This is a genomic window from Bradyrhizobium canariense (assembly GCF_018130465.1).
GTDB lineage: Bacteria > Pseudomonadota > Alphaproteobacteria > Rhizobiales > Xanthobacteraceae > Bradyrhizobium > Bradyrhizobium canariense_C.
In genome coordinates this window covers 71832-94759 of sequence record NZ_JAFCKJ010000018.1, presented here as the reverse complement: position 1 = coordinate 94759, position 22928 = coordinate 71832, and the positions used below count along the sequence as shown (strand labels likewise).

General features: G+C 64.9%; 21 protein-coding genes and 1 tRNA gene. 13 read left to right on the top strand and 9 right to left on the bottom strand.

The window, feature by feature from the left end; genetic code table 11:
- Positions 1-35 precede the first annotated feature (35 nt).
- From JQ591_RS32565 to JQ591_RS32555, 3 genes are all read left to right on the top strand, one after another.
- A complete protein-coding gene (locus JQ591_RS32565; protein WP_211400060.1) occupies positions 36-992 on the top strand; it encodes a tripartite tricarboxylate transporter substrate-binding protein in 957 nt (318 codons plus the stop codon).
- Positions 993-1089: 97 nt separating this feature from the next.
- Positions 1090-1166, top strand: a tRNA-Arg gene (locus tag JQ591_RS32560).
- A 133-nt stretch (positions 1167-1299) separates the two neighbouring features.
- Positions 1300-2439, top strand: coding sequence for an amidohydrolase/deacetylase family metallohydrolase (locus tag JQ591_RS32555; protein ID WP_211400059.1), 1140 nt, complete (start codon positions 1300-1302; stop codon positions 2437-2439).
- Positions 2440-2465: 26 nt separating this feature from the next.
- Here JQ591_RS32555 and JQ591_RS32550 read toward each other — a convergent pair whose 3' ends face one another.
- A complete protein-coding gene (locus JQ591_RS32550; RefSeq protein WP_211400128.1) occupies positions 2466-3611 on the bottom strand; it encodes an acyl-CoA dehydrogenase family protein in 1146 nt (381 codons plus the stop codon).
- Between the two features lie 126 nt (positions 3612-3737).
- Here JQ591_RS32550 and JQ591_RS32545 point away from each other — a divergent pair, with 126 nt between their 5' ends.
- Positions 3738-4415: an alpha/beta hydrolase family protein gene (locus JQ591_RS32545; protein WP_211400058.1), complete on the top strand. Its 678-nt coding sequence runs from the start codon at positions 3738-3740 to the stop codon at positions 4413-4415.
- Between the two features lie 3 nt (positions 4416-4418).
- Here the strand turns inward: JQ591_RS32545 and JQ591_RS32540 are convergent, their stop codons facing one another.
- Positions 4419-5393 carry a ketopantoate reductase family protein gene (locus JQ591_RS32540; protein WP_211400057.1) on the bottom strand — a complete coding sequence of 325 codons (975 nt, stop codon included), beginning with the start codon at positions 5391-5393 and terminating at the stop codon, positions 4419-4421.
- Between the two features lie 159 nt (positions 5394-5552).
- Between JQ591_RS32540 and JQ591_RS32535 the strand changes: the two genes are divergently transcribed.
- The 3 genes from JQ591_RS32535 (at position 5553) to JQ591_RS32525 (ending at position 9561) form a co-directional block, all read left to right on the top strand.
- The gene (locus JQ591_RS32535; protein WP_211400056.1) at positions 5553-6356 is read left to right on the top strand and encodes an enoyl-CoA hydratase-related protein; all 804 of its coding nucleotides are present in this window, start codon (positions 5553-5555) and stop codon (positions 6354-6356) included.
- A gap of 165 nt (positions 6357-6521) precedes the next feature.
- Positions 6522-7508, top strand: a complete 987-nt coding sequence (locus JQ591_RS32530; RefSeq protein ID WP_211400055.1) for a TRAP transporter substrate-binding protein — start codon at positions 6522-6524, stop codon at positions 7506-7508.
- 16 nt (positions 7509-7524) lie between these two features.
- Complete coding sequence (locus JQ591_RS32525; protein WP_211400054.1) at positions 7525-9561, top strand: methyl-accepting chemotaxis protein; 2037 nt, start codon at positions 7525-7527, stop codon at positions 9559-9561.
- A 46-nt stretch (positions 9562-9607) separates the two neighbouring features.
- On the opposite strand, the gene JQ591_RS32520 is transcribed toward JQ591_RS32525, so the two are convergent.
- On the bottom strand, positions 9608-10492 hold the full coding sequence (locus JQ591_RS32520) for a LysR family transcriptional regulator (protein ID WP_211400053.1): 885 nt from the start codon (positions 10490-10492) through the stop codon (positions 9608-9610).
- A 113-nt stretch (positions 10493-10605) separates the two neighbouring features.
- Here JQ591_RS32520 and JQ591_RS32515 point away from each other — a divergent pair, with 113 nt between their 5' ends.
- The 4 genes from JQ591_RS32515 (at position 10606) to JQ591_RS32500 (ending at position 14860) form a co-directional block, all read left to right on the top strand.
- Positions 10606-11970 (top strand): FAD-dependent oxidoreductase, encoded by a 1365-nt coding sequence (locus JQ591_RS32515; protein WP_211400052.1) that lies wholly within the window; start codon positions 10606-10608, stop codon positions 11968-11970.
- 34 nt (positions 11971-12004) lie between these two features.
- A complete protein-coding gene (locus JQ591_RS32510; protein ID WP_211400051.1) occupies positions 12005-13009 on the top strand; it encodes an ABC transporter substrate-binding protein in 1005 nt (334 codons plus the stop codon).
- Between the two features lie 260 nt (positions 13010-13269).
- On the top strand, positions 13270-14043 hold the full coding sequence (locus tag JQ591_RS32505; RefSeq protein ID WP_211400050.1) for an ABC transporter ATP-binding protein: 774 nt from the start codon (positions 13270-13272) through the stop codon (positions 14041-14043).
- Positions 14036-14860 (top strand): ABC transporter permease, encoded by an 825-nt coding sequence (locus JQ591_RS32500; RefSeq protein WP_211400049.1) that lies wholly within the window; start codon positions 14036-14038, stop codon positions 14858-14860. The genes JQ591_RS32505 and JQ591_RS32500 overlap by 8 nt, the downstream gene beginning before the upstream one ends.
- Positions 14861-15059: 199 nt before the next feature.
- Here the strand turns inward: JQ591_RS32500 and gtdA are convergent, their stop codons facing one another.
- The gene (gene gtdA / locus JQ591_RS32495) at positions 15060-16100 is read right to left on the bottom strand and encodes a gentisate 1,2-dioxygenase (protein WP_211400048.1); all 1041 of its coding nucleotides are present in this window, start codon (positions 16098-16100) and stop codon (positions 15060-15062) included.
- 92 nt (positions 16101-16192) lie between these two features.
- Here gtdA and maiA point away from each other — a divergent pair, with 92 nt between their 5' ends.
- Together maiA and JQ591_RS32485 are read left to right on the top strand one after the other, a co-directional pair.
- On the top strand, positions 16193-16825 hold the full coding sequence (gene maiA / locus JQ591_RS32490) for a maleylacetoacetate isomerase (protein WP_211400047.1): 633 nt from the start codon (positions 16193-16195) through the stop codon (positions 16823-16825).
- The gene (locus JQ591_RS32485) at positions 16815-17324 is read left to right on the top strand and encodes a MarR family winged helix-turn-helix transcriptional regulator (protein WP_211400046.1); all 510 of its coding nucleotides are present in this window, start codon (positions 16815-16817) and stop codon (positions 17322-17324) included. Before maiA ends, JQ591_RS32485 begins: the two co-directional genes overlap by 11 nt.
- 183 nt (positions 17325-17507) lie before the next feature.
- Here JQ591_RS32485 and JQ591_RS32480 read toward each other — a convergent pair whose 3' ends face one another.
- From JQ591_RS32480 to JQ591_RS32460, 5 genes are all read right to left on the bottom strand, one after another.
- Positions 17508-19121, bottom strand: a complete 1614-nt coding sequence (locus JQ591_RS32480; protein WP_211400045.1) for a benzoate-CoA ligase family protein — start codon at positions 19119-19121, stop codon at positions 17508-17510.
- Positions 19118-20257: an FAD-dependent monooxygenase gene (locus JQ591_RS32475; protein ID WP_211400044.1), complete on the bottom strand. Its 1140-nt coding sequence runs from the start codon at positions 20255-20257 to the stop codon at positions 19118-19120. The genes JQ591_RS32480 and JQ591_RS32475 overlap by 4 nt, the downstream gene beginning before the upstream one ends.
- Before the next feature lie 191 nt (positions 20258-20448).
- Positions 20449-20664: a hypothetical protein gene (locus JQ591_RS32470; protein ID WP_211400043.1), complete on the bottom strand. Its 216-nt coding sequence runs from the start codon at positions 20662-20664 to the stop codon at positions 20449-20451.
- Between the two features lie 113 nt (positions 20665-20777).
- Positions 20778-21608 (bottom strand): cysteine rich repeat-containing protein, encoded by an 831-nt coding sequence (locus JQ591_RS32465; protein WP_211400042.1) that lies wholly within the window; start codon positions 21606-21608, stop codon positions 20778-20780.
- Positions 21609-21855: 247 nt separating this feature from the next.
- A complete protein-coding gene (locus tag JQ591_RS32460) occupies positions 21856-22857 on the bottom strand; it encodes an NADP-dependent oxidoreductase (protein WP_211400041.1) in 1002 nt (333 codons plus the stop codon).
- Between the last annotated feature and the right edge of the window lie 71 nt (positions 22858-22928).

Sequence of the window (22928 nt, the reverse complement as noted above, 5' to 3'; positions counted from 1 at the left end):
AAAAGCCGGGCGCAAGACACACAAGGGAGGGGACCATGACGATCACACGACGCACGTTGCTGGCAGCGCCGGCTATTCTCGCGATGACGCCTGCGGCGGCGCAAGCCGGCAAGATCACACTGGTGGTGCCGTTCCCGCCGGGCGGATCGACCGATGCGATGGCGCGGCTGCTCCAGAGTCATCTGCAAACCAAGCTCAACCGCATCGTCATTGTCGAGAACAAGTCGGGCGCCGCCGGGGCGCTCGGCGCGGCGCAGGTCGCCAAGAGCCCGCCGGACGGCTCTACGTTCCTGGTCACCTTCGATTCCCACGCGGTGATCCCCTCCATCCTCGACAAGCCGCCCGTCGATGTCGAGCGCGAGCTGATGCCGGTGTTGCTGGTGGGCACCGCGCCCTACGTGATCGCCGCCGGTGCGGGCCGACCCTACAAGAGCTTTGCCGACGTGGTGGCGGCCTGCAAGGCGACGCCCGGCGCGGTGAAATATGCCTCCGTCGGCATCGGCACGCTCGGCCATCTCGCCATGACCGTGCTCGGCAACAAGGCCGGCGTCGAGATCATGCACGTGCCCTATCGCGGCGGCGGCCCCGCGATGAACGACGTGCTCGGCGGCCATGTCGATCTGATCGCGGGATCGGCGGCGCTGGTCGCAGCCCAGCTCGGCACCAACATGCTGCGTCCGATCCTGCAGCTCGGCCGCGAGCGGCTGCCCGGCCTGCCGGATACGCCGACCGCGATCGAGGCGGGCTTTCCGGATTTCGAGACGCTGGCCTGGTGGGGCATCTTCGCGCCCACGGGGACGCCGCCGGACATCGTCGCCGGCCTCGCGACCGCGTCCAAGGAGATCCTGAGCGAGCCCGCGACCGCCGCCCAGCTCAAGGAGACGCAGCAGATGACGCTGCTGCTCGAGGACGGCCCCGCCTTCAAGACTTTCTTCGACAAGCAGGTCGCCACCTGGGGAAAGGTGGTCAGAGACAACAATATCCGGGCGTGAGGTGACCGGCAGCCCTCAGCATTGAGCAATGCGAAGGGCTTCCGATCCCGGCTCCGCTTTGATATGAAGCCCCGGTAACCCGCTCTGCGGGTTCCGCGGTCCCGTAGCTCAGCCGGATAGAGCGACGGTTTCCTAAACCGTAGGTCGGAAGTTCGAGTCTTCCCGGGATCGCCATTTTTCATCAGCCACCGTCACGGTTTGCCACGCCGATCGGCGCAAAAATTGCTAGAAGCGAAGGGCTTCCTTCCTTGCTGGCCCGGCTGATGTGCCCGCCAGCCACGCCCCACTATCCCATCCGGAGACGACAATGCCTTTCGACTTGATCCTGCGCGGCGGCCGTGTGGTCGACCCGTCCCAGAAGCTCGATGCCGTGACCGATGTCGCCTTTGCGGGCGACAAGGTCGCTGCGATCGGCAGCGGGCTCAAGGCCGATGCAGGCACCGACGTGCGCGACGTGTCACGCTACATCGTGACGCCGGGGCTGATCGATCTCCACACTCATGTCTATTGGGGCGGCACCTCGCTCGGCATCGACGCCGAGGAATTCTGCCGCCTCTCCGGCGTCACCACCGCGGTCGACACCGGCAGCGCGGGGCCCGGCAATTTCGCGGGCTTCCGCAAGCACGTGATCGAGCCGAGCCAGGTTCGCATTCTCGCTTATCTGCACGTCTCGCATGCCGGCATCTTCGGCTTCTCGCACCGGATCATGGTCGGCGAGAGCGAGGAGCTGCGGTTGATGAATCCGATCGAGGCGGCCAAGGTGGCCGATGCCAACCGCGACCTCATCGTCGGCATCAAGGTGCGCGTGGGCCTGCACTCCTCGGGCACGTCGGGGATCGTGCCGCTCGACATCGCGCTCGAGGTCGCGAACGAGGTCGGCATGCCCTTGATGGCGCATATCGATCATCCGCCGCCGAGCTACGAGGAGGTGCTGGCGCGCCTGCGCCCCGGCGACGTGCTCACCCATGCGTTCCGGCCCTTCCCCAACACGCCCGCGACCGCGCAGGGCACGGTGAAGCGGGCGGTGCTCGACGCCCGCGAGCGCGGCGTGCTGTTCGACATCGGCCACGGCAAGGGCTCGTTCGCGTTCAAGACCGCGCGCGCCATGCTCGCCAACGGCTTCTATCCGGACACGATCTCGTCCGACATCCATCAGCTCTGCATCGACGGCCCGGCCTTCGACCAGGTGACGACCCTGTCGAAGTTCTTGTGCATGGGCATGCCGCTGTCGGACGTCATCGCAACCTCGACGGTCAACGCCGCGATGGCGCTGCGCCGCCCCGAGCTCGGCAGCCTCAAGCCGGGCAGCGTCGGTGACGCCACGCTGATCTCGGTCAGGCAAGGCCAGTTCGACTATGAGGATGTCGTCGGCGAACACCTGATCGGCGATCGCAAGATCGTCTCCGAAGGCGTCGTCATCGGCGGGCGCTGGTGGCATCCGAATTGAGCGGCAGACCGCCCACGCCGACCTGATTACAGTGACCTCGCGATCAACAGCTTCATGATCTCGTTCGTCCCGCCATAGATCTTCTGGATGCGGGAATCGATGAAGATGCGCGAGATCGGGTATTCCTGCATGTAGCCGTAGCCGCCGAACAGCTGGAGGCATTCGTCGGCGGTCTCGACTTGCTTCTCCGAGCACCAGTATTTCGCCATCGACGCCGTGACGGTGTCGAGGTCCTTTGCGACCAGTCGCTCGATGCACCAGTCGACGAAGACGCGCGCGATCATCACTTCGGTCTTGCGCTCGGCGAGCTTGAAGGCGGTGTTCTGGAAGTCCATCAGCGGCTTGCCGAAGGCTTTCCGTTCCTTGGTGTAATCGACGGTGAGTTTTATCGCGCGCTCCATTGCGGCGACCGCGCCGACCGCGAGCGCGAGGCGCTCCTGCGGCAATTGCTGCATCAGCTGGACGAAGCCCTGGCCTTCCTCGCCGCCGAGCAGGTTTTCCGGCGGGACTGTGACGTTGTCGAAGAACAGCTCGGACGTGTCGGAGGCATGCAGGCCGATCTTGTCGAGGTTGCGCCCGCGCTTGTATCCATCCGCGCCTGATGTTTCGACCACGATCAGCGAAATGCCCTTGGCACCGACATCACCCGTGCGCGCGACCACGATGACGAGATCGGCGGCCTGGCCGTTGGTGATGAAAGTCTTCTGGCCGTTGATGACGTAGGAATTGCCCTGCTTCCTGGCCGTGGTCTTCACGGCCTGCAAATCCGAGCCGGTGCCGGGCTCGGTCATGGCGATGGCGCCGACCATCTCGCCGGAGGCCATCCTCGGCAGCCAGCGCTTCTTCTGCTCCTCGGAGCCGTAATTGAGGATGTAGTGCGCGACGATGGCGCTGTGCACGGAGACGCCGGTCGTCAGCTCCGGCACCGTGCTTTCGAGGTCGTCGAGCACGGCGGCATCATAGGCGAAGGTGGCACCCAAGCCGCCATATTCCTCCGGCACGCTTGCCAGCAGCGCGCCCATCTCGCCGAGCCCGCGCCAGGCAAAGCGGTCGACCATCTTCTGCTCGCGCCATTTTTCGGCATGCGGTGCCAGATCCTTGGCAAGATACTTCCGGAACTGGTCGCGGAAGATTTCGAGCTCTTCGGTCATCCAGGAGGAGCGGTAGGACATGGTCACCTCGGTCAATGCGGCTTTCCGGCTTGGTAGGCCAGTCGGCTGCGGCAATTATTGTGTTTTCAGGCTGCGCCGGTGACGCTACCAAGGCGGCCGGGTTCGCGACTGCTGGGATGTTTGATTGTGGGCGCCAAAACCAAAGAGCTCAAGCTCGACATCGAGCGCATCGGCACGGTCTCGGCGATCCTGACGCAGCCGGACAAGGCGCGCGCCTGCTACGTCCTGGCGCACGGTGCCGGTGCAGGGATGCGGCATGCATCGATGGACAAGATTGCGGAGGGGCTCAGCGAGCGTGGCATCGCGACGTTCCGTTTCAATTTTCCTTACATGGAAAACAAGCAGGGCCGTCCTGACCAGCCGGCGGTCGCCCACGCCACGATCCGCGCGGCGGTCGAGGAGGCAGCGCGGCTCTGCCCTGGACTGAAGCTCGTTGCCGGTGGCAAGTCGTTTGGCGGGCGCATGACCTCGCAAGCGCAGTCAAAGGCCGCGCTGTCGGGCGTAAAAGGGCTCGCCTTCCTCGCCTTTCCCCTGCACGCCGACAAGAAACCGTCGACGGAGCGCGCCGAGCATCTCGCCCATGTCGAGATTCCGATGCTGTTCCTGCAAGGCACGCGCGACGGGCTCGCCGATCTCGGCCTCCTCAAGCCGGTCATCGCAGCGCTCGGAACGAAAGCGACGCTGCATGAGGTCGAAGGCGGCGATCACTCCTTCGCGGTGCTGAAGAAATCCGGCCGGACCAACGAAGAGGCCCTCACAGAGGTGCTCGATACGCTCACGGCCTGGGTCGACCAACTCGCCTGAGGTTCAGGCGGAATAAAGCCCCTTGTCGCGCGCTTTCTGGATCGCGAGTGCGGCAATGAGATCGAGCGTCGGCGTCGACAGGCCGGCGGTGCGCGCGAAGGCGGCGGGCGCCTTTACCAGGACGTCGATCTCCATGGCGCGGCCGAGCTCGTAATCCTGCAGCAGCGACGGCTTGTGGTTGGGGGCGGGGCCGCTGCGGCTCACGCGCTTGACCTCGGGGATGAAGTGCTGGGCGATCTCGTTGGCCTCGTTCAGCATCCGCGGAATGACGTCGGCGAACGCCGGATCGTCGCGCACGCCGCGCGCGGTCTGGCCGGTGAGCAGGCACAGCACCGACAACGACATGTTGGTCAGCAGCTTTGACCAGATCGCCTCGCGGATCTCGGCGACCGGCGGCGATTCCAGCCGCGCGTCGTTGAAGACACCGCGGAGCGTCGTGATGCGCTCGCAATTGCGGTCGTCGCATTCGCCGATCAGCAGGCGGTTGCGGTCCGGCGTCAGGTTCTGCACCACGCCGGGCGCGGTCACCTCGTTGGAGGAGAAGACCACGCCGCCGACGATCCGCTCTTTCGGAATGCAGGCGCGCAAACGCCCGCCCGGGTCGAGGAAGGAAATGTCGGGCGGGGTCGGGTGGCGCGGCGGCAGGCCGATCCCGTACCACCAGGGAATGCCGTTCTGCGCAAAAACGATCGCGGTGTCGTCCTGCAGCAGCGGCTTGAGGCTGGAGACCAGCCCGGTCAGCGCGGTCGCCTTCAAGGTGCTGATCACGACGTCCTGCGGGCCGAGCTGGGCCGGATCGCCTGACGCGTTCACCTTGGCGGTGACCTCGGAATCGCCGACGCGCAGCTTGAGGCCACCCGCACGCACCGCCTCCAGATGCGCCCCCCGCATTACGCACGAGACCTCATGGCCGGCGCGCGCCAGCCTGACCGCGATATGGCTGCCGACGGCGCCCGCGCCGAAAATGCAGATGCGCATGGTGTGATGTCCCGTCCCTGATCCCTTGAATGCCGCCCGGCAGCAGCATGACACAAGCCGCCATGCGATGGACGCGGCCGCCCTACGCCGGAAAGATATGGATCGGGACGAGCGGCCTCGGTCATAGTGCAGGACAAACAAACGACCGGAGGATCGCCGATGACTGACAGCCCCGTCCTGTGGACCCTGGATGCGCGTGGGGTTGCGACCGTCACGTTGAACCGGCCCGAAGTGAACAATGCCTATGACGGCGCATTGATCGCCGGCGTGCTTGCGGCCATGGACGATCTCGGCAAGAAGCCGAACCTGCGCGTCGTCGTGCTCCGGGGCAACGGCAAGCATTTCCAGGCCGGCGCCGACCTCAAATGGATCAACGGCGTGCGGCCGCAATCGACTGAGGCGAACGAGGCCGCGTCGCGTGCGACTTTCGAGGCTGTGCAGCGGCTCAACACGCTGCCGATCCCGACGGTCGCGCTGGTACAGGGCGGCTGCTTTGGCGGCGGCACCGGCGTCATCGCAGCCTGCGACGTCGTGATCGCGGCGGACAACGCCCTGTTCTCGATCACCGAAGTGCGCTGGGGCCTGACCGCGGCCATCATCATCCCGCAGCTCTGCGATGCCATTGGTGTCCGGCAAGTCCGCCGCTACGCGCTCACAGGTGAACGTTTCGGCGCCGAGGATGCCCGCCGCATCGGCCTCGTCCACGAGGTGGTGCCGCTCGCCGATCTCGAAGCCGCCGGCGCCAAGGTGGTCGAGCAGCTGCTTGCCAACGGACCTGAAGCGATGGCCGAGACTAAGCGTCTCGCGCTGGAGAGCTCGTTCGGCGGAATGGCGGTGGACGATGCCGCCTACAAGCGGCTCGTGCATCTGCATTCGCTGAAGCGACAGAGCGCAGAAGCCGCAGAGGGGCTGGCGTCGTTCGCCGAAAAACGCGCGGCGAATTGGAGTGGCGGCAAGGCCTGAGCGCGTCGCTCAGCAGCAACCCGATACGATCTGCATCGTGCACCATCCGCAGATCTCGCCCGCGGCGGGATCGATTCGAATCCCCGTAATTCCGCGGGCCTGTCCTTAAGAGTTCAATCATTCCCGGCCATTATGGTTACGACAATTGTCACGCCATGGTGTCGAATGCACAGAGAAGTTCTGGGGTTTTGGAAGGCCGGATCGATCGTCGCGGCGGCAACGCTGCTGGTCCTGCATCCGGTTGCCGCTTCACCTCGACTGGTCTCTCTGGCGTTCAATTCCCAGCTTGGGAGCCCGCAGCAGATCGGGGCGGATGAGTTTCGCCAGAAGCTGGTGGCATTGCCCGGCAAGCACATCGTGATCGACCAGCGCGCCACCAATGCAGTCGGTAGCGAGAACGCCATTCTCGCAGCGACGCAGGCGGGCGCCGTCGATATGGCGGTGCTGTCGGGTTCGGTGGTCAGTGCGGTCGTCCCCGAACTCGGCGTGTTCGACATTCCCTTCCTGTTTCGCGATACGGCTCACGCCAAGGCCGTGGCGCAAGGTCCGGCCGGCGCGGCAATCGCCGCCAAATTCGGCGATAAGGGGCTGACCTTGCTGGCGATTGGCCGACAGGGCTTCCGCAACGTCACGAATTCCAAACGGCCCGTTCGCACGCCCGAGGATATCAAGGGTCTGAAGATTCGTGTCATCCCGAACCCGATCTATCAGATGACGTTCAAGGCGCTCGGTGCCGAAGTGGTCCCGATGGAATTTCCGCTGGTCTATACCGCGCTCAAGGACGGCCGGCTCGATGGGCAGGAAAATCCGGTGCCGACGATTGCCGGCTCCCGTCTCTATGAAGTCCAGAAATACCTCACATTGACCGGCCACTTCTTCGCGCCGATCGTGTTCATCGCCAACCGTGCCATGTTCGAGCAGCTCAGTCCGGCCGACCAGGCCGCGCTGATCGCGCAGGCAAAGGCGGGGGCGGAGGCGACATGGCAGGCAAAGCTCGATGCCGCGTCGCTCGAGCAGGTGCGCAGCGGCGGCATGGACGTGATCGAGAAATTCGATCGCCAACCCTTCGTCGACGCGGTCAAGCCGCTCGATCAGGAATTCGAGAAGCGGTTCGGCAAGGATCTGCTCGCCACCATCCGGTCCACTCAGTAAGAATTTCGGGATTCCCATGAAATTATCGCACATGATGTCCCGGGTCGGCGTCCGTCCGCGCGTGTTTGGCGGTTTCGCGCTGGTTCTGAGCTTTCTGGTCCTGCTCGCGGGCTTCGCCGTGGTCCAGGTCGAGCGGATCGGCGGAACGGTCAATGACCTCGTTACCAGCGCTGCCGGCGACGCCGGCATGTCACAGGCGCGTGCCGCGCTTTTGGAAGCGAACTCGGCGGTAGAGAAATTCATCCGAACCTGGAATGTCGGCGACAAGGATGCCGCAGCCAAGGCGATCGACGGCGTGGGCAAACTGGCCGATCAGGCCGATCGGCAATTCGGCAAACTGCAAGCGATTGCGGAAGGCATCGGCCCGGTCAAGACGGCGCTGGAAACCTATCGTTCGTCGTTCACCGCGGCGGCGGATGCCGCGGATCGGCTGCGCGCCGCCACCACGAAGACCGACGCCCAGGGCGCGGCCGCCGGCCTCAATGTCAGCGGCATTCAGGTTGCGCTTGCCAATCGCTCGGATGATGCGGAACGGCTTGTCAACCCGATGCGCCTGGCTGGCGTTGTCGACGCACTGCGCGTCACCGTGATGCGCTATGGGTCCACTATGTCGACGGGCGATGCCGACGACGCCAAGCAGGCGTTGTCCTACGCCCAGTTGGCGATCGCAGACACCGAGGCTGAGCTGGCGACGGTGGACGCCCCCAAATTGAAGACGCTGGTCGCAGCACTCAAGACCGCGATCGCCGCCGACACGACGGCGCTCGAAGAGGTCATCAAGGTTGCCGCCGATCTGCGCGCCAGGCAGGCCGAACTGAAGAAGGCGAGTGCGGCGATCGACGATCAGGTCAACAAGATCAATGCGAAGCTCGGCACCATGCGCGCCGAGCAGGGTGACAAGACCTCGGCAGCGGTCGATCAAACCAAACAGACCGTTATTGCGACCGCGGCCGGCGCGCTGCTGCTGGGAGCGGTGCTCGCATGGTTGATCGGAGCCAGCGTATCCGGCCCGATTCGCGGCATGACGGACCGGATGCAATCGCTGGCGGCGGGCGAGCTCGATGAGCCGATTCCGGGCGGCGAATCGCGCGACGAAATCGGCCGCATGGCGCGGGCCGTCGAGGTGTTCCGCGAAAATGCATTGGCGGTTCGTCGCATGGAAGGCGAGGCCACGGCACAGCGCGAAGCCACCGAGGCCGACCGTGCCCGCATGATGTCGGATCTTGCCGGCCGCTTCGAGCAGGGCATGCAGGGGGTGATTGCCGGTGTCGGTGGCCGCGCCGACGACATGGGGCGCAGCGCCGAGGAGTTGGCAAAGGTCGCCGAGCGTGGTCGCGGGCTCGCCGAAGCGGTCGCGACCCGCGCCGAGCAGGCATCGATGAACGTGCAGACCGTCGCCTCCGCCACCCAGCAACTCGCGGCCTCGATCCGCGAAATCTCGAGCCAGGTGCACCGCTCCGTCGCGGTCTCGAACCGGGCGACCGACGAGACCAACCGCACCTCCGATTTGATCCATGGGCTGTCGGATGCGGCCGAAAAGATCGGCACCATCATTCAATTGATTCAGGCCATCGCCAGCCAGACCAATCTGCTGGCGCTGAACGCGACCATCGAAGCAGCGCGCGCCGGTGACGCCGGCCGGGGCTTCGCGATCGTCGCCAGCGAGGTCAAGAGTCTCGCGACCCAGACAGCGCAGGCGACCGAGCAGATCGCCAGCCAGATTGCGACGATCCAGAGCGCGACCGGCCAATCGGTCCAGGCGATCAAGCAGTTCGGCACCACCGTCAAGGAAATGGCCGACATCGCCACCGCGATTGCCGCGGCGGTCGAAGAGCAGGGCGCGGCAACGGGCGAAATCGCGCGCAACGTCGAAGAGGCGGCCAACGGCACCACGGCGGTGACGCAGGAAATCGGTCAGGTGCGCGCGGTGGCGGGCGAGACCGACGCCGGTGCCGAAGCCGCTCTTACGGTCGCGGCGGCCCTGAAGCAGCAGGCGGATTCAATGAAGTCGAACGTCGACGATTTCCTCCACACCATCCGCTCGGCGGCCTGAATTCCCGGAGAGATCGGCGATGCCGCGGGTGCAAACGAAACGGGCCTTACAGCACCGGCAACAGCGAGCTCTTCAATTCGCGCAATAGCGCCTGAATCGCTGCAGCCTGGACCCGTCGCTCGGGAATGGTTGCCTTGACCCATAATTCGGGGATTGGAAAATCCGGCAACACGACCTGCAACGTGCCTTGGCGTAGTGCTTCTTCCGCAAGGTAGTGCGAGATGAAGGCGATGCCGTTGCCGGCGATCGCGCTTTTCACGAGCACGTGGCCCTCGTTCGAACTCAACAGCGGCCGGACCTGAACCGTGATACGGTCGCGCGGCCCCTCGAACACCCAGTCCGGGCCGGTGGGAAGAAAACTCAGGCAACGATGATCGACCAGATCGCGCGGGTGTCGCGGCATGCCGTGCGCCCTGAGATAGGCCGGCGACGCGCACAATAAGCGCTTCAATCGGCATAGGGGTTCGTCGACCACGCCGCCGAAAGAATGCGGGAACGCGCCGATGGCGATATCGAAGCCTTCCGTCACCGGATCGACGGGACGGTCGATCAGGACGATTTCGAGTTTCAGCTTCGGGTTTTGGGTCTGGAACGCGCTGAACACATCGGCAAGCCGGGCGATGGTCAGCGATGTCGGTGCCTTGATACGCAAATGATCGATAAGATCATGTCCTTTCTCGCCCATCCGCGACAGGAGATCGCCGACATCGGCGACCACGCTCCGCGCCCGGTGGACATATTCCTGGCCTGCCGCGGTCAGCCGCAATTGCCGCGTCGAGCGATGAAACAGCCGCGTGCCGATCCGCGTCTCCAATTGGGTGACCCGCTTTGCGACCACCGAAGTCGCGACGTTGAGCTTTCTTGCCGCGGCGGAAAATCCGGCCGCGTCCGCGGTGGCAAGGAACGCCTGAAGGTTTACCAGGATGTCCATCTCTAGCCTTTCGCGATTCGAGAAAGGTGATCGCTTATTTTGGTAGATTGTAGTCGGACTTGCGTTAATTCATAGTCGGCCCAAGCAAGAGATTTTCAGGGACAGGACGCGCCATGCAGGTCATGACGATCGAAGAACCGGCGCGCCAGGTGCCGCTCTACGGCGAATATGAAGTCGTCGTCCTCGGCGGCGGTCCGGCCGGCATCGTGGCGGCGGCGTCAGCTGCGCGCGCAGGCAGGCGGACGCTGCTGATCGAGCGCTACGGCTTCCTTGGCGGCATGGGCACCGCTGCCGGCGTCACCAATTTCTGCGGCCTGCATGGCAATGTCTACGGCGAGGCCCACCGGCTGGTGCAGGGCATGGCGTCCGAGCTGCTGACGCGGATCGATCGCTTGAATGGCCTCAACGCGCCGCATCTGATTCTCGGCAAGGTCTTCGCCCAGGCTTACGACACCGCGGCCTACAAGATCGCGGCCGACCAACTGCTCGCCAGTCACAAGGTGCACATCCTCTTCCACGCGCTTGGCGCCGGCGTCGTGATGGGCGACGACCGTCGCATCGATGCGCTGATGGTCGAGACCAAGGCCGGCCGGCAGGCGGTGCGATCGGAGATCTTCATCGATTGCTCCGGCGACGGCGATCTCGCGGTCTGGGCCGGCGCGCCGTTCGAATTCGGCGACGAGCGCGGCCATCCGATGTATCCCTCGATGATGCTCCGTCTCAACGGCATCGATCCCGCGAAGGCCGGCGATGCCTGGCGCACCATCCCGCAACTGATGGAAAAGGCGCTTGCGGCCGGCACCCACACATTCCCGCGCAAGAGCGCGATCGTGCGACCGCAGAAATCCGGCATCGAATGGCGGGTGAACTTTACGCAAGTGGCGCGCGAGGATGGTCATGCCATCAACGGCATCGAGCCCGATGATCTCACCCGCGGCGAGATCGAGGGCCGCAAGCAGGCGCTCGCCGCGTTCGAATTCCTTCGCACCGTTCCGGGCTTTGAAAAATCCTACATCGTCGACCTGCCGCCGCAGCTCGGCATCCGCGAAACCCGCCGCATCACGGGCGGCTATCAGCTCAGCGGCGAGGACGTGCTCGGCTGCGCCTCGTTCGACGATTCCATCGGGGTCAATGGCTGGCCGATCGAGGCGCATGTTCCCGGCGACGTCGTCTTCACCTTCCCGCCGATCCCGGAATCGCGTGGCTATAACGAGCTGCCTTACCGCATGCTGGTGCCCGAAGGCGTCGACAATCTGCTGGTCGCCGGCCGCTGCGCCTCGATGACCCATGAGGGCCAGTCGGCGGCCCGGGTCTCCGGTGCCTGTTTCGTGATGGGGGAGGCGGCCGGTTCCGCCGCCGCGCTGGCGCTCTCCGGAAACCGCATTCCACGCGACATCCCCATTGAAAAATTGCAGGAAACGTTGAAACAACAGGGCGCCTTCATCGGACGGGACCAGCCCGTGCCCGAGGGCCTGTAACCGACTGCAAGATAACGACGGCGGAGGAAACGAAATGACCGGGATTGTGCGGCTCGCGCTAGCTGGCCTGATGGCGATCACGGCGATGGGCACGGCCCGAGCCGAGGACGCGCTGAAGGCCAGGATCGGCGTGCTCAGGCTATCCTCCTCCGCGCCCGTCTTCATCGCGCAGGACAAGGGCTATTTCCGCGAGGCCGGCCTCGACGTCGAGCTGAAATTCTTCGACGCAGCGCAGCCGATCGCGGTGGCCACCACCTCGGGCGACGTCGATTTCGGCGTAACCGCCTTCACCGCCGGTCTTTACAATCTCGCCGGCAAGGGGGTGCTGAAGGTGATCGGCGGCATGAGCCGCGAGAAGGCTGGCTATCCCCTGATCGGTTATTTCGCCAGCAACAACGCCTATGCGAGCGGCCTGAAGACGCCGAAGGACCTCGCGGGCAAGCGCGTGGCGATGACGCAGGTCGGCTCCTCCTTTCACTATTCGCTCGGCCTGCTTGCCGACAAATACGGCTTCAAGCTCGCCGACGTGAAGATCGTACCGCTGCAATCGCTGTCGAATGCGGCGGCCGCGCTGAAGGGCGAGACCGTGGATGCCGCGCTGCTGCCGATCTCCACCGCGCGAAAGCTGATGGACGACGGCGGTGCGAAGTTTCTCGGCTGGGTCGGCGACGAGACACCCTGGCAATTGGGCGCGGTGTTCGCTTCACCGAAGACGCTGACCAACAAGGTGCTGGTGACGAAGCTGCTCGGCGTTTTGGCAAAGGCCGACCGCGAATATCACGACGTCATCCTTGCCGCGATGAAGGACGGTGTCGCCCCGATCAACGACAAGACAAAGCCGCTGCTGGAGATCATCGCAAAATACACCAACTTGCCGGTGGAGCAGGTGGTCGGCAACTGCGCCTATATCGATCCCGACGGCAAGCTCGACGTCAAGAACGTCGACAACCAGATCAAATGGCTCCAGGAGCAGGGCTTTGCCGACAAGGGTTTTGACGCGAATGCGATCATCGCAAAGGAATTTGTGAAAGCGGATTGATGCATCGTTCTCCTAACCATCTCCGTCATCCTGAGGTGCTCGACTTGCGGCGCGCCGCAAGTCGAGCCTCGAAGGATGCACGGCCCGGATGCAGCCGGGCCGTCAGTGTCGTCCCGGCCTAGTGCGCAATTGCGCACGGGGGCCGGGACCCATAACCACCGAATTGAATTTGGCGAAGACAGGCAATGACCACTTTGCGCCACAACTGCCACTCGGCGTATGGGTCCCGGCGTTCGCCGGGACGACACTGAGGCCATGAGATGGACCTGATCGCCAACCACATCACCCATCGCTTCGGCGATCTCGCCGTGCTCGACGACGTCTCCTTCACCGTCAGCGCGGGCGAGGTGGTGGCGATCGTTGGGCCCTCGGGCTGCGGCAAGAGCACGCTGTTGTCGATCCTCGGCGGGCTGTTGCTGCCCACCGCCGGCGCGCCCGAGTTGCGCGGCGCGCCGCCGGCGGACAGTCTCAATCCGCTCACCTTCGTGTTTCAGGATTTCGCGCTGCTGCCCTGGGCCAATGTGGAGGAGAACGTCGAATTCCCGCTGCTGCACGCCCAGCTCTCGGCCGTGCAGCGCCGCGCGCTGGTCGACGACGCCTTGCGCCGCACCGGCCTGACCGATTTTCGCAAAACCTATCCCAAGCAGCTTTCCGGCGGCATGCGCCAGCGCGTCGGCATATCGCGCGCGCTCGCGGTCAAGCCGGCCATCCTCCTGATGGACGAGCCGCTCTCGGCGCTGGATTCGCAGACCCGCGAACTTCTGATGGAGGACTTCGTCCGTCTGCTCGCCGACGGCGGCATGGGCGCGGTCTATGTCACGCATAATCTCGAAGAGGCGGCGCGGCTTGCCGACCGCATCGTGGTGCTGTCGCGGCGTCCCGGCCGCATTCGCGAGGTCGTCAGCGTGCCGATGACGCGCACTGAGCGCGGTGAAATTGCAGCCCGTGAAAAGCTGCTCGCGCTTCAGAACCAGATCTGGTCGCTGATCCGCAACGAGGCGATCGATGCCGAGCGCGAGGTCCAGCATGCTTGATCGCGCTCCGGCGGGAACATCTGCGAAGGATGAAGTGGTCCGGCGCGTCCGCTTTCGCGGCGCCGGCTTCGTGCCGGCGAGCAGCCGTTTCGGCGGCTGGATCGCGCTCGCGCTGGTCATCGCGATCTGGCAGGCGGCCGGCAGTACCGGCTTCGTCAATCCGCTGTTCCTGCCGGCACCATCGGCGATCGTGCGTGCCATCTATCAGCTCGCGATCTCGGGCGCGCTGTGGCAGCACCTGTCCGCTTCGCTGCTGCGCATCGGTGTCGGCTGGCTGCTCGGCACGGCGGCCGGTGTCGCGGTCGGCTTTGCCATCGGCCTGTCGCGTCTGGCGCGCAGCGTCGGCATCACCTTCATCTCGGCGCTGTTCCCGATTCCGAAGATCGCGCTGCTGCCGCTGTTGATCCTCTGGCTCGGCATCGGCGAAGAGCCGAAGATCGCGACCATTGCGCTCGGCGTGTTCTTCTCGACCGCGATCTCGGTCTATAGCGGCGTCGACGCGGTGCCGCGCAACCTGATCCGCATGGCGCAGAGCTTCAACGTGCCGTTCGCCACCATCGTCCGCAAGGTGGTCTGGCCGGGCGCGCTGCCCGCGATCCTCGCCGGCTTCCGCATCACGTCGTCGGTGGCGCTGCTGCTCGTCGTCAGCGCCGAGATGATCGGCGCGCAATACGGCATCGGTGCGTTCGTGTTGCAGGCCGGCAACCTGATGCAGACGGATCAGCTGCTTGCGGGCGTGGTGATCTTGTCGGTATTTGGGTTGATGGTGGGGCGGGTGATCAACTGGCTGGAGATACGGCTGCTGCACTGGCGGTGAGGCTGGAGAGGCTGGCTCGCGCCGCAATCTCCACCGTCGTCCCGGCGAAGGCCGGGACCCATAACCCCAGGGAGCGTTTGGCGAAGACTGGTAGTTACTCTTCGCTGGTACTCACACCACCTGCCGTCGATAGATCACGCGGTATGGGTCCCGGCCTTCGCCGGGACGACACCGAATGTGAGGCTATAGCAGCGCAGCCTCACGCGTTACCGCGGTCCTCGCGGAACAGGTCGAGCTTCTGCTGCACCGGCCGATCCGAGAAGCTGAACAGCACCGCATCCATGTCGGCCTCGTGCGTGACCCATTGCCAGCTCGGCACCACGAACAGGTCGCGCGGGCCCCATTCGAAGGTCGCTTCCCCGATGCGGGTGCGGCCGTGGCCTTCGATCGGACAGAACACCGTCGCGTCCGTCGCGCGATAGCGCGCGGTCTTGAAGCCCTTCGGCAGCAACTGGATGAACGTGCCGATGGTCGGCATCGCGAAGTCGCCGGTTTCGGGGTTGCTGAACTTCAGCTTCAGCCCGTGACAGGCATCCCACTCCTGGCTCGCGCGAGCCTTCTCCAGTGCCTCGCGCGTGTAGGCATAGGGATAGCTGAAGATCGGCGAGGTCTTCGAGCTCCGTTTCACGTCGACCGGCAGCAGGTTGTGGCCGTAGCGCGCAAAGCTGTCTCCGGCGGGCCTTGTAATCTTCTGCTGGTCCTCCTTGGAGCCTTCGGCGAAGGAGCAGTCGAAGAACTGCACCAGCGGAATGTCGAGACCGTCGAGCCAGAACATCGGCTGGTCGGTCTCGTTGGAATGATCGTGCCAGGTCATCGACGGCGTGATGATGAAGTCGCCGGGCTCCATCGCAGTGCGCTCGCCGTCGACTGCGGTGTGGGCGCCCTTGCCTTCGAGCACGAAGCGCAGTGCCGACTGGCTGTGCCGGTGGGCGGGCGCGACGTCGCCGGGCACCACCATCTGCACGCCGGCATAGAGCGACGTGGTGATTTTCGACTGCCCGCGCAGGCCGGGATTTTCCAGCACCAGCACGCGCCGCTCGGCTTCCTTCGCCGTGATCAGCTTGCCGGCTTCGGTCATGTAGTCGCGGATGACCTCGAACTTCCACAGATGCGGCCGGCAGGCGCTCTTCGGCTCCGGCGTGATCAGGTCGCTCATGACGGTCCAGAGCGCGGTGAGATTCTCGCCGTCGATCTTTTTGTAGAACGCCTCGCGTTCCGGCGTCTTGGTCACGGCTTCCATGGTGCGGCTCCCGTCGCTTTTGTTGATTGACAGTATACTTACGATCTAGGTAGCGTCAATGTGCCGAACAAGAAACGAAACGGGAGGTTCCGATGAAGCTGCACGGCTATTTCCGCTCCAGCGCCGCCTACCGGGTGCGAATCGCGCTGAACCTGAAGGGCCTCGGTGCCGAGCACCTGCCGCATCACCTTCGCAAGGGCGAGCAATGCGCGCCCGCCTATCTCGCCATCAATCCGCAGGGCCTGGTGCCCGCGTTGGAGAACGACGCGGGCGCGGTGCTGACCCAATCGGTCGCCATCATCGAATGGCTCGACGAAACCCATCCCAATCCGCCGCTGCTGCCGAAGGATATTTTGCAGCGCGCCAAGGTGAGGGCGTTCGCGTTGGCGATCGCCTGCGACACTCACCCCGTGCAGAATCTGAAGGTGCTGGCGCGGCTGCGCGAGCTCGGCCTTGCCGAGGAGAAGGTTCAGGACTGGGCGGCCTGGGTCAACCGCGAGGGGCTCGCGGCCTGCGAGACGCTGATCAGGAACGAGCCGGGCCCGTTCTGCTTCGGCGAAGCGCCGACGCTCGCCGATCTCTGCCTCGTGCCTCAGCTCGCCAATGCGCGCCGCTTCGGCGTCGACGTCTCCGCCTATCCGCGTCTGCTCGAGGCGGAAGCTGCGGCCAAGGCGCTGCCGGTATTCGTCAACGCCGCGCCGGAGAAGCAGCCTGATGCCGAGTAAGCCGCCTCCGATCACGATAGACGCGGTCTATGCCGCGCCGGGCTATCTGTTCCGGCGCATGCAGCAGATCGCGGTCTCGATCTTCATGGAGGAGTGCAAGACGTTCGACCTCACCCCGGTGCAATACGCGGCGCTGATCGCGATCCACACCCATCCCGGCATCGACGCGACGCGGCTGTCGGCGGTGATCGCCTTCGACCGCTCCACGCTCGGCAGTGTGATCGAGCGGCTTCAGGCCAAGGATTTTGTCGAGCGCAGGCCGGCGCTGGAAGACAAGCGGATCAAGCTGCTCTATTTGACAAAATCAGGCGCGGCGATCCTGCGCGACATCATTCCCGCCGTCGAACGCGCCCAGGCGCGGATGCTCGAGCCGCTCAAGCCGGCGGACCGCAAGGCGCTGATGGGGCTCCTGGTGCAGCTCGTTGATCTCAACAACGAGGCGTCGCGGGTGCCGCTACGGGCGGACGACGCGCTGGAGCATCTGGGAAAGACGGGGTGAGGGGGGCTTGGCGAGGTGGCAGCTTAATCCTCGATGTCGTCCCGGCGAAGGCCGGGACCCATACGCCGAGGCAGCGGTGACAGCGCGAGAAGGTCATTGCCTGTCTTCGCCAAACCAAATTCGGTGGTTATGGGTCCCCGCCTTCGCCGGGACGACAGCGAGAGTGTAAGCAACACCGTCCCCTCACATCCGCAACAACGCCTGCCGGTCGATCTTCCCCGTGCCCGTCTTCGGCAGCTCGTCGATGAAGATCACCTCACGCGGATATTTGTAGGGAAGCAGCTTGCCCTTCACGTAGTCCTGGAGCCGCCGTGTCGCCTCGCTCTGATCAGCCGCGCGGCTGTTCATCACCACGACCGCCTTCAGCGTCATGCGCCGGTCCGGCAGCTCGGCGGCGAACACCGCGCATTCGCGGATGTCGGGGTGATCGGCAAGGCACAGCTCCACCTCGAGCGGGTAGACCCACTGGCCGGAGATCTTGATGAGATCGTCGGCGCGGCCGCGGAAGAAGTGAAAGCCGTCGGCATCGCGGACGAAGCGGTCGCCGGTGTAGATCCAGCCGCCCTGTCGAATCGTTTCGGCGGATTTGTCCGGCCGGTTCCAGTACAGCGGCGTGTTGGAATCGCCGCGCACCCACAAGATGCCTTCCTCGTCGTCGGCGACATCGCGGCCGTCCTTGTCGCGCAGCGCAACCTCGTAGCCGGGCACGCGCAGGCCGGCGGCGCCGAGCTTCTTCCGCTCGGGGCGGTTGGAGAGATAGATGTGCAGCACCTCGGTCGAGCCGAGGCCTTCGACGATCTCGAGACCGGTGAGCGCCTTCCAGCCGTTGAAGACTTCGGCCGAGAGCACTTCGGCAGCAGAGAGCGCCATGCGCAGCGACGAGAAGTCGGTCTTGTCGGCACCCTCGGCCTTGGTCAGCGATGTATAAAGCGTCGGCAGGCCGAAGAAGACCGTCGGCTTGTACTGCTCGATCGCCGAAAAGATTGCCGCGGGCTTCGGCTGGCCCGGCAACAGCAGCGTCGTCGCGCCCGCCGAGAACGGGAAGGTGATCGCGTTGCCAAAGCCATAGGCGAAGAAGATTTTTGGCACCGAGAAGCAGATGTCATCCGGCGTCAGCTTCAAGACGTTCTGCGCAAAGGCGACCTCGCTATAGGCCATGTCGTGCTGGAGATGCACGATGCCCTTGGGCCGGCCGGTCGATCCGGACGAGTACATCCAGAACGCCATCTCGTTGCGATGCGTGTCGGCTTCCGCGAGTTCGGCCGGAAATTGCGGGAGCCAGCCGGCGGCAGAAACGGCGTTCGGCGCGGCGTGATCGCCCACCGCGCCATTGACGACGATCAGCGTATGCAGGGCCGTGCCCTTGCAGGCCTCGGGGTTGAACCGTGCACAGAACTCGGCATCCGCCACCGCAACGGCCGCGCCGGAATCGGCGAGATAGAATTGCAGCAGCTCCGGCGGCGTCAGCGTGTTGATCAGCAGCGGCACGAAGCCGGCGCGCACCGCGCCGAAGAACGCGGCCGGATAGGCCGGGGTATCATCGAGGAACAGCAGCACGCGATTGCCGCGCCTGAGGCCCAGCGAGGCAAAGCCGTTGCCCCAGCGCCCGGCTTCGGCGCAGAGCTCCGCGTAGGTGCGCGTACCCGCGGGGCCAACGAGTGCGAGCTTGTCGCCGCTTCCTCTTGCGAGGTTGTCGAACAGCACGCGGCTGGCATTGTAGACCTGCGGAACGGCGAAGCCGATCTCGCGCGCGCCGGCGCAGTCGGCGGGCACCTGGTCGTTGATCTGGTCGCTCATGCCTCATCCCCACCGTTCTTGGCGGCTTCGTAGCGCGCCATGAACCTCGGCGACATCGTGCGCAGGCGAGAGTCGTCGATGCGGCCCGAGCGGGTGATGTAGCTATAGGCAAAGTCCATCAGGCCTTGCTGCATGTGCTGAGCAAAGTGCTCGTACCAGAAAGCGCTGGTCCGCGCGGCGTTGACGAGCTTCTGCACCACCGGCTTTCGCGCGGCCTGGTAGCGATGCAGGGCGGTGGACAAATGCGCATCCGACTCCAGCGCCTTGACCAGCGCAATGGCGTCCTCGATCGCGAGCCGCGTGCCCGAGCCGATCGAGAAGTGCGCCGAGTGCAGGGCGTCGCCGAGCAGCACCATGTTCTTGAACGACCAGTGCTCGTTCCAGACCCAGGGGAAGTTGCGCCAGACCGATTTGTTGGAGACCAGCGAGCGGCCGCCGAGCGTGTCTGCAAAGACCTCCTCGCAGACGCCCTTGGACTGCTCCACGTCCTTGTAGGCAAAGCCATAGGCTTGCCAGGTCGCGTGGTCGCATTCGACCAGGAAGGTGCTCATGGTCGGCGAGTAGCGGTAGTGGTGGGCGTTGAAGGCGCCGCGATCGGTCTTGACGAAAGTCTGTGACAGCGTGTCGAAGCGCTTCGAGGTGCCGTACCAGACGAACTTGTTGGAGGAGTAGGACAGCGAGGTGCCGAAATCGCCCTCGAAGGTGCGGCGCACCAGCGAGTTCAGCCCGTCGGCGGCGACGATCAGATCATGGCCGTTGAGCTGGTCGATCCCATGAATTGGCGTGTCGAAGCGCGGCGTGACGCCGGCATCGATCGCGCGCTGCTGCAGGAACTGCAAGAGTTCGAGCCGCCCGATCGAGGAGAAGCCGACACCGTCGATGGCAACGCTGTCGCCGCCAAGGTTCAGCGTGATGTTCTCCCAGCTCTCCATGTGCGGTGCGATCGCGTCGACCGTCTCGGGGTCGTCGGCACGCAAGAATTCCAGCGCCTGGTCGGAGAACACGACGCCAAAGCCCCAGGTCGCGTCGGCCGGGTTCTGTTCGAACAGGTCGACTTGATCCTCGGGGTGACGCTTCTTCCAGAGATAGGCGAAGTAGAGCCCACCGGGCCCCCCGCCAATCACGGCGATCCGCAACGTCTGCCTCCCTAATTGACAGTATACTTACTATCTAGGGGTAGACTAATGGGCTCCGGCTTCCCGCGCCAGCGGAATTATCGGCAAGGCAAGGCGCGCCGAAACTCACCTCCGGGCGCGCGTTGGGCGCGTGCCCGAAGCAGTGACGTTGCAAAGCATAGCCAAACCGCAAGGGCTTGGCTATCCGCGCATCAGACGCAGCGCTTCACGTAGACCCCGTTCACCAGCACCCTGGTACAGCGGACCACCGGAACCGGCTTGCGGACCACGACGGCCGCGTTCGGCCCGGCGCAGCCGGCACGATACACGCCGCGGGCGCACACCACAGCGTTGGCGTCGGTGGCTTCGAAGGTCATGGTCGCGGCGAAGGCGAGGAGCGCCGAGGCGGTGAGTAGGAACGCACGCATGTCTTCCTCCCGGTTCTGTCGTCATTGAAATCGGATATCGGAAAAAGGTCTGCAATTGTCGTCGCAGGCGTGCGAGAGCCGCGCACGCCATCAGATGTTGATGGCACGCTTCTCTAGCGTGCAGCGAACGGCGCCAGCACGTCCTTGCAGGCGGGTGACAGCGAGGCGGCGTTGCTGGCGATACACTGCACGATGCGGCCGCCGCCGGGCGCCACGCCGGCGCACAGCGTGCGGATGTCGGCGCCGCAGGCGGAGCGAAAGATGAACAGCTCTTCGCGCGGCCGCAGCGGGCGCAGCACGATCACGGCAGGCGCGGCTGCCGGTGCTGCTGCCGCCGCAGGAGCAGCGCCCGCAGGTGCCGCCGTTGCTGCCGCGCCACCGCCGCCGGTCGCGGCGCTCACGGCCTTCTCGCAGGCCGGCGAAACCTTTGCCTTGTTCTTCTCCAGGCATTCGAGCGCGGGCGCGCCGCCCGGCGGCACGCTGGCGCACACCTTGGGATAATCGGCGCGGCACGCGCTCTTGACCGCAGCGGCCTGCGCACTGCTCGGCTGTTTGGCTGCAGCGGCCTTCGGCGCTGCTGCGGATGCCGGCTTTGCGGCGGGAGCGGATTCAGCCTTCGGCGCGGCAGGCGCGGACTCCGGCTTGGGTGCAGCCTCCTTGGGTGCAGCCTCGGTCTTCGGCGCCGCAGCAGGCTCGACGGCGCGAACCGCGGTTTGGCATCCCGATGACAGGCTGGACATGTTCTTCTGCAGACATTGATAGGCTTCCACGCCGCCGGGCGTGACGCTCGAGCAGTGCGCCATGAAGTCCGAGCGGCATGCGGAGCGGATGGCGCTCTTCTGCGCATCGGTCGGTGTTTGTGCGAATGCGCCTGCTGCAGTTGCGAAGAGGGCCGCCGCCAGCAACGCGCTACGCGTTGATGCATGTTTCAACGTGTTGAACATTTGAGTGAATTCCTGCCCTGTCGGTAACGCCGACGATTTTTCAAATGTGATGCAAACAATCGTCGCGGGTGATGCCGCGTACGGCATCATTGGCCGCCTCGACCTCTACCGCAAGTAGATATTGCCATCGCAATTGCGACGTAACTAAAGCATGATCCGGAAAAGTGTGCAGCGGTTTTCCCTCGCGACAAACGCGGAACGCGTTTGCGCGGAGATCATGCTCAAACGATACGTCGTCAGAGCTTGGTCAGAGCTTGACCATCCGCTTGCCGCGGTTCTCGCCTGCGAGCAATCCGATCAGCGCCTTCGGTGTGTTCTCGAGGCCGTCGATGATGTCCTCCTGCACCTTCAGCTTGCCGGATGTGACCCAGGCCTGGAGGTCGGCGAGCGCACGCTGGCTCTCTTTCATGTAGTCCATCACGATGAAGCCCTGCATGACGAGCCGCTTCACCACGATCAGGCCGGGCACGCCGCGCGGGCCGTGTGCCGAAGGCGCGCCGTCATATTGCGAGATCGCGCCGCAGCAGGCGATGCGGCCGTAATTGTTCATTTGCGGCAGGCAGGCTTCGAGAATGTCGCCACCGACATTGTCGAAATAGACGTCGATGCCCTTCGGAGCCGCCGCGCGCAACGCCTTGAACACCGCGCCGTCCTTGTAGTCCACGGCCGCATCGAAGCCGAGTTCGGAGGTCAGCCAGCTGCACTTGTCGGCGCCGCCGGCGATGCCGACCACGCGGCATCCTTTGATCTTCGCGATCTGCCCGACGATCGAGCCGACCGAGCCCGCGGCCGCGGAGACCACGACCGTCTCGCCCTCCTTGGGCTTGCCGATCTCCAGCAAGCCGAAATAGGCGGTGAGGCCGGCGATGCCGTACACGCTGAGCAGATGCGTCATCGGCTCGAGCTTCGGCATCTTGGTGAGATGCTTGGCGGGCACTGCCCCAAATTCCTGCCAGCCGGTGTCGCCGAACACGATGTCGCCCGGCGCAAGCTCCGGCGCCTTCGAGCTGACGACCTCGGCGATGCCGCCGCCGGCCATCACGCTATTGGCTTCGACCGCCGAACGATACGTCGCGCCGTGCATCCAGGCGCGGTTGGCGGCGTCGAGCGAGATGTATCGCACGCGCAGCAAGGCCTCGCCGTCCTTCGGCTCCGGCATCGCACCTTCGATCATCTTGAAGTGCTCGGGGCCGAGCTTGCCGTCGGGTTTTTCCACCAGAAGAATCTGACGATTGACGCTGCCGCTCATGATGTTTCCCCTTCGGTTGTTTGACGATTATTGATGCAGCTGCCGCAAGAAAAACGTGCAGGCCGCATTTG

Coding starts and splice junctions, on each gene's coding strand:
- JQ591_RS32515 (WP_211400052.1), top strand. CDS start 10,606: ATGCAGGTCATGACGATCGAAGAACCGGCGCGCCAGGTGCCGCTCTAC.
- JQ591_RS32520 (WP_211400053.1), bottom strand. CDS start 10,492: ATGGACATCCTGGTAAACCTTCAGGCGTTCCTTGCCACCGCGGACGCG.
- JQ591_RS32550 (WP_211400128.1), bottom strand. CDS start 3,611: ATGTCCTACCGCTCCTCCTGGATGACCGAAGAGCTCGAAATCTTCCGC.
- JQ591_RS32460 (WP_211400041.1), bottom strand. CDS start 22,857: ATGAGCGGCAGCGTCAATCGTCAGATTCTTCTGGTGGAAAAACCCGAC.
- JQ591_RS32470 (WP_211400043.1), bottom strand. CDS start 20,664: ATGCGTGCGTTCCTACTCACCGCCTCGGCGCTCCTCGCCTTCGCCGCG.
- JQ591_RS32535 (WP_211400056.1), top strand. CDS start 5,553: ATGACTGACAGCCCCGTCCTGTGGACCCTGGATGCGCGTGGGGTTGCG.
- JQ591_RS32525 (WP_211400054.1), top strand. CDS start 7,525: ATGAAATTATCGCACATGATGTCCCGGGTCGGCGTCCGTCCGCGCGTG.
- JQ591_RS32505 (WP_211400050.1), top strand. CDS start 13,270: ATGGACCTGATCGCCAACCACATCACCCATCGCTTCGGCGATCTCGCC.
- JQ591_RS32555 (WP_211400059.1), top strand. CDS start 1,300: ATGCCTTTCGACTTGATCCTGCGCGGCGGCCGTGTGGTCGACCCGTCC.
- JQ591_RS32530 (WP_211400055.1), top strand. CDS start 6,522: ATGCACAGAGAAGTTCTGGGGTTTTGGAAGGCCGGATCGATCGTCGCG.
- JQ591_RS32485 (WP_211400046.1), top strand. CDS start 16,815: ATGCCGAGTAAGCCGCCTCCGATCACGATAGACGCGGTCTATGCCGCG.
- JQ591_RS32565 (WP_211400060.1), top strand. CDS start 36: ATGACGATCACACGACGCACGTTGCTGGCAGCGCCGGCTATTCTCGCG.
- JQ591_RS32465 (WP_211400042.1), bottom strand. CDS start 21,608: ATGTTCAACACGTTGAAACATGCATCAACGCGTAGCGCGTTGCTGGCG.
- JQ591_RS32480 (WP_211400045.1), bottom strand. CDS start 19,121: ATGAGCGACCAGATCAACGACCAGGTGCCCGCCGACTGCGCCGGCGCG.
- JQ591_RS32500 (WP_211400049.1), top strand. CDS start 14,036: ATGCTTGATCGCGCTCCGGCGGGAACATCTGCGAAGGATGAAGTGGTC.
- maiA (WP_211400047.1), top strand. CDS start 16,193: ATGAAGCTGCACGGCTATTTCCGCTCCAGCGCCGCCTACCGGGTGCGA.
- JQ591_RS32510 (WP_211400051.1), top strand. CDS start 12,005: ATGACCGGGATTGTGCGGCTCGCGCTAGCTGGCCTGATGGCGATCACG.
- gtdA (WP_211400048.1), bottom strand. CDS start 16,100: ATGGAAGCCGTGACCAAGACGCCGGAACGCGAGGCGTTCTACAAAAAG.
- JQ591_RS32540 (WP_211400057.1), bottom strand. CDS start 5,393: ATGCGCATCTGCATTTTCGGCGCGGGCGCCGTCGGCAGCCATATCGCG.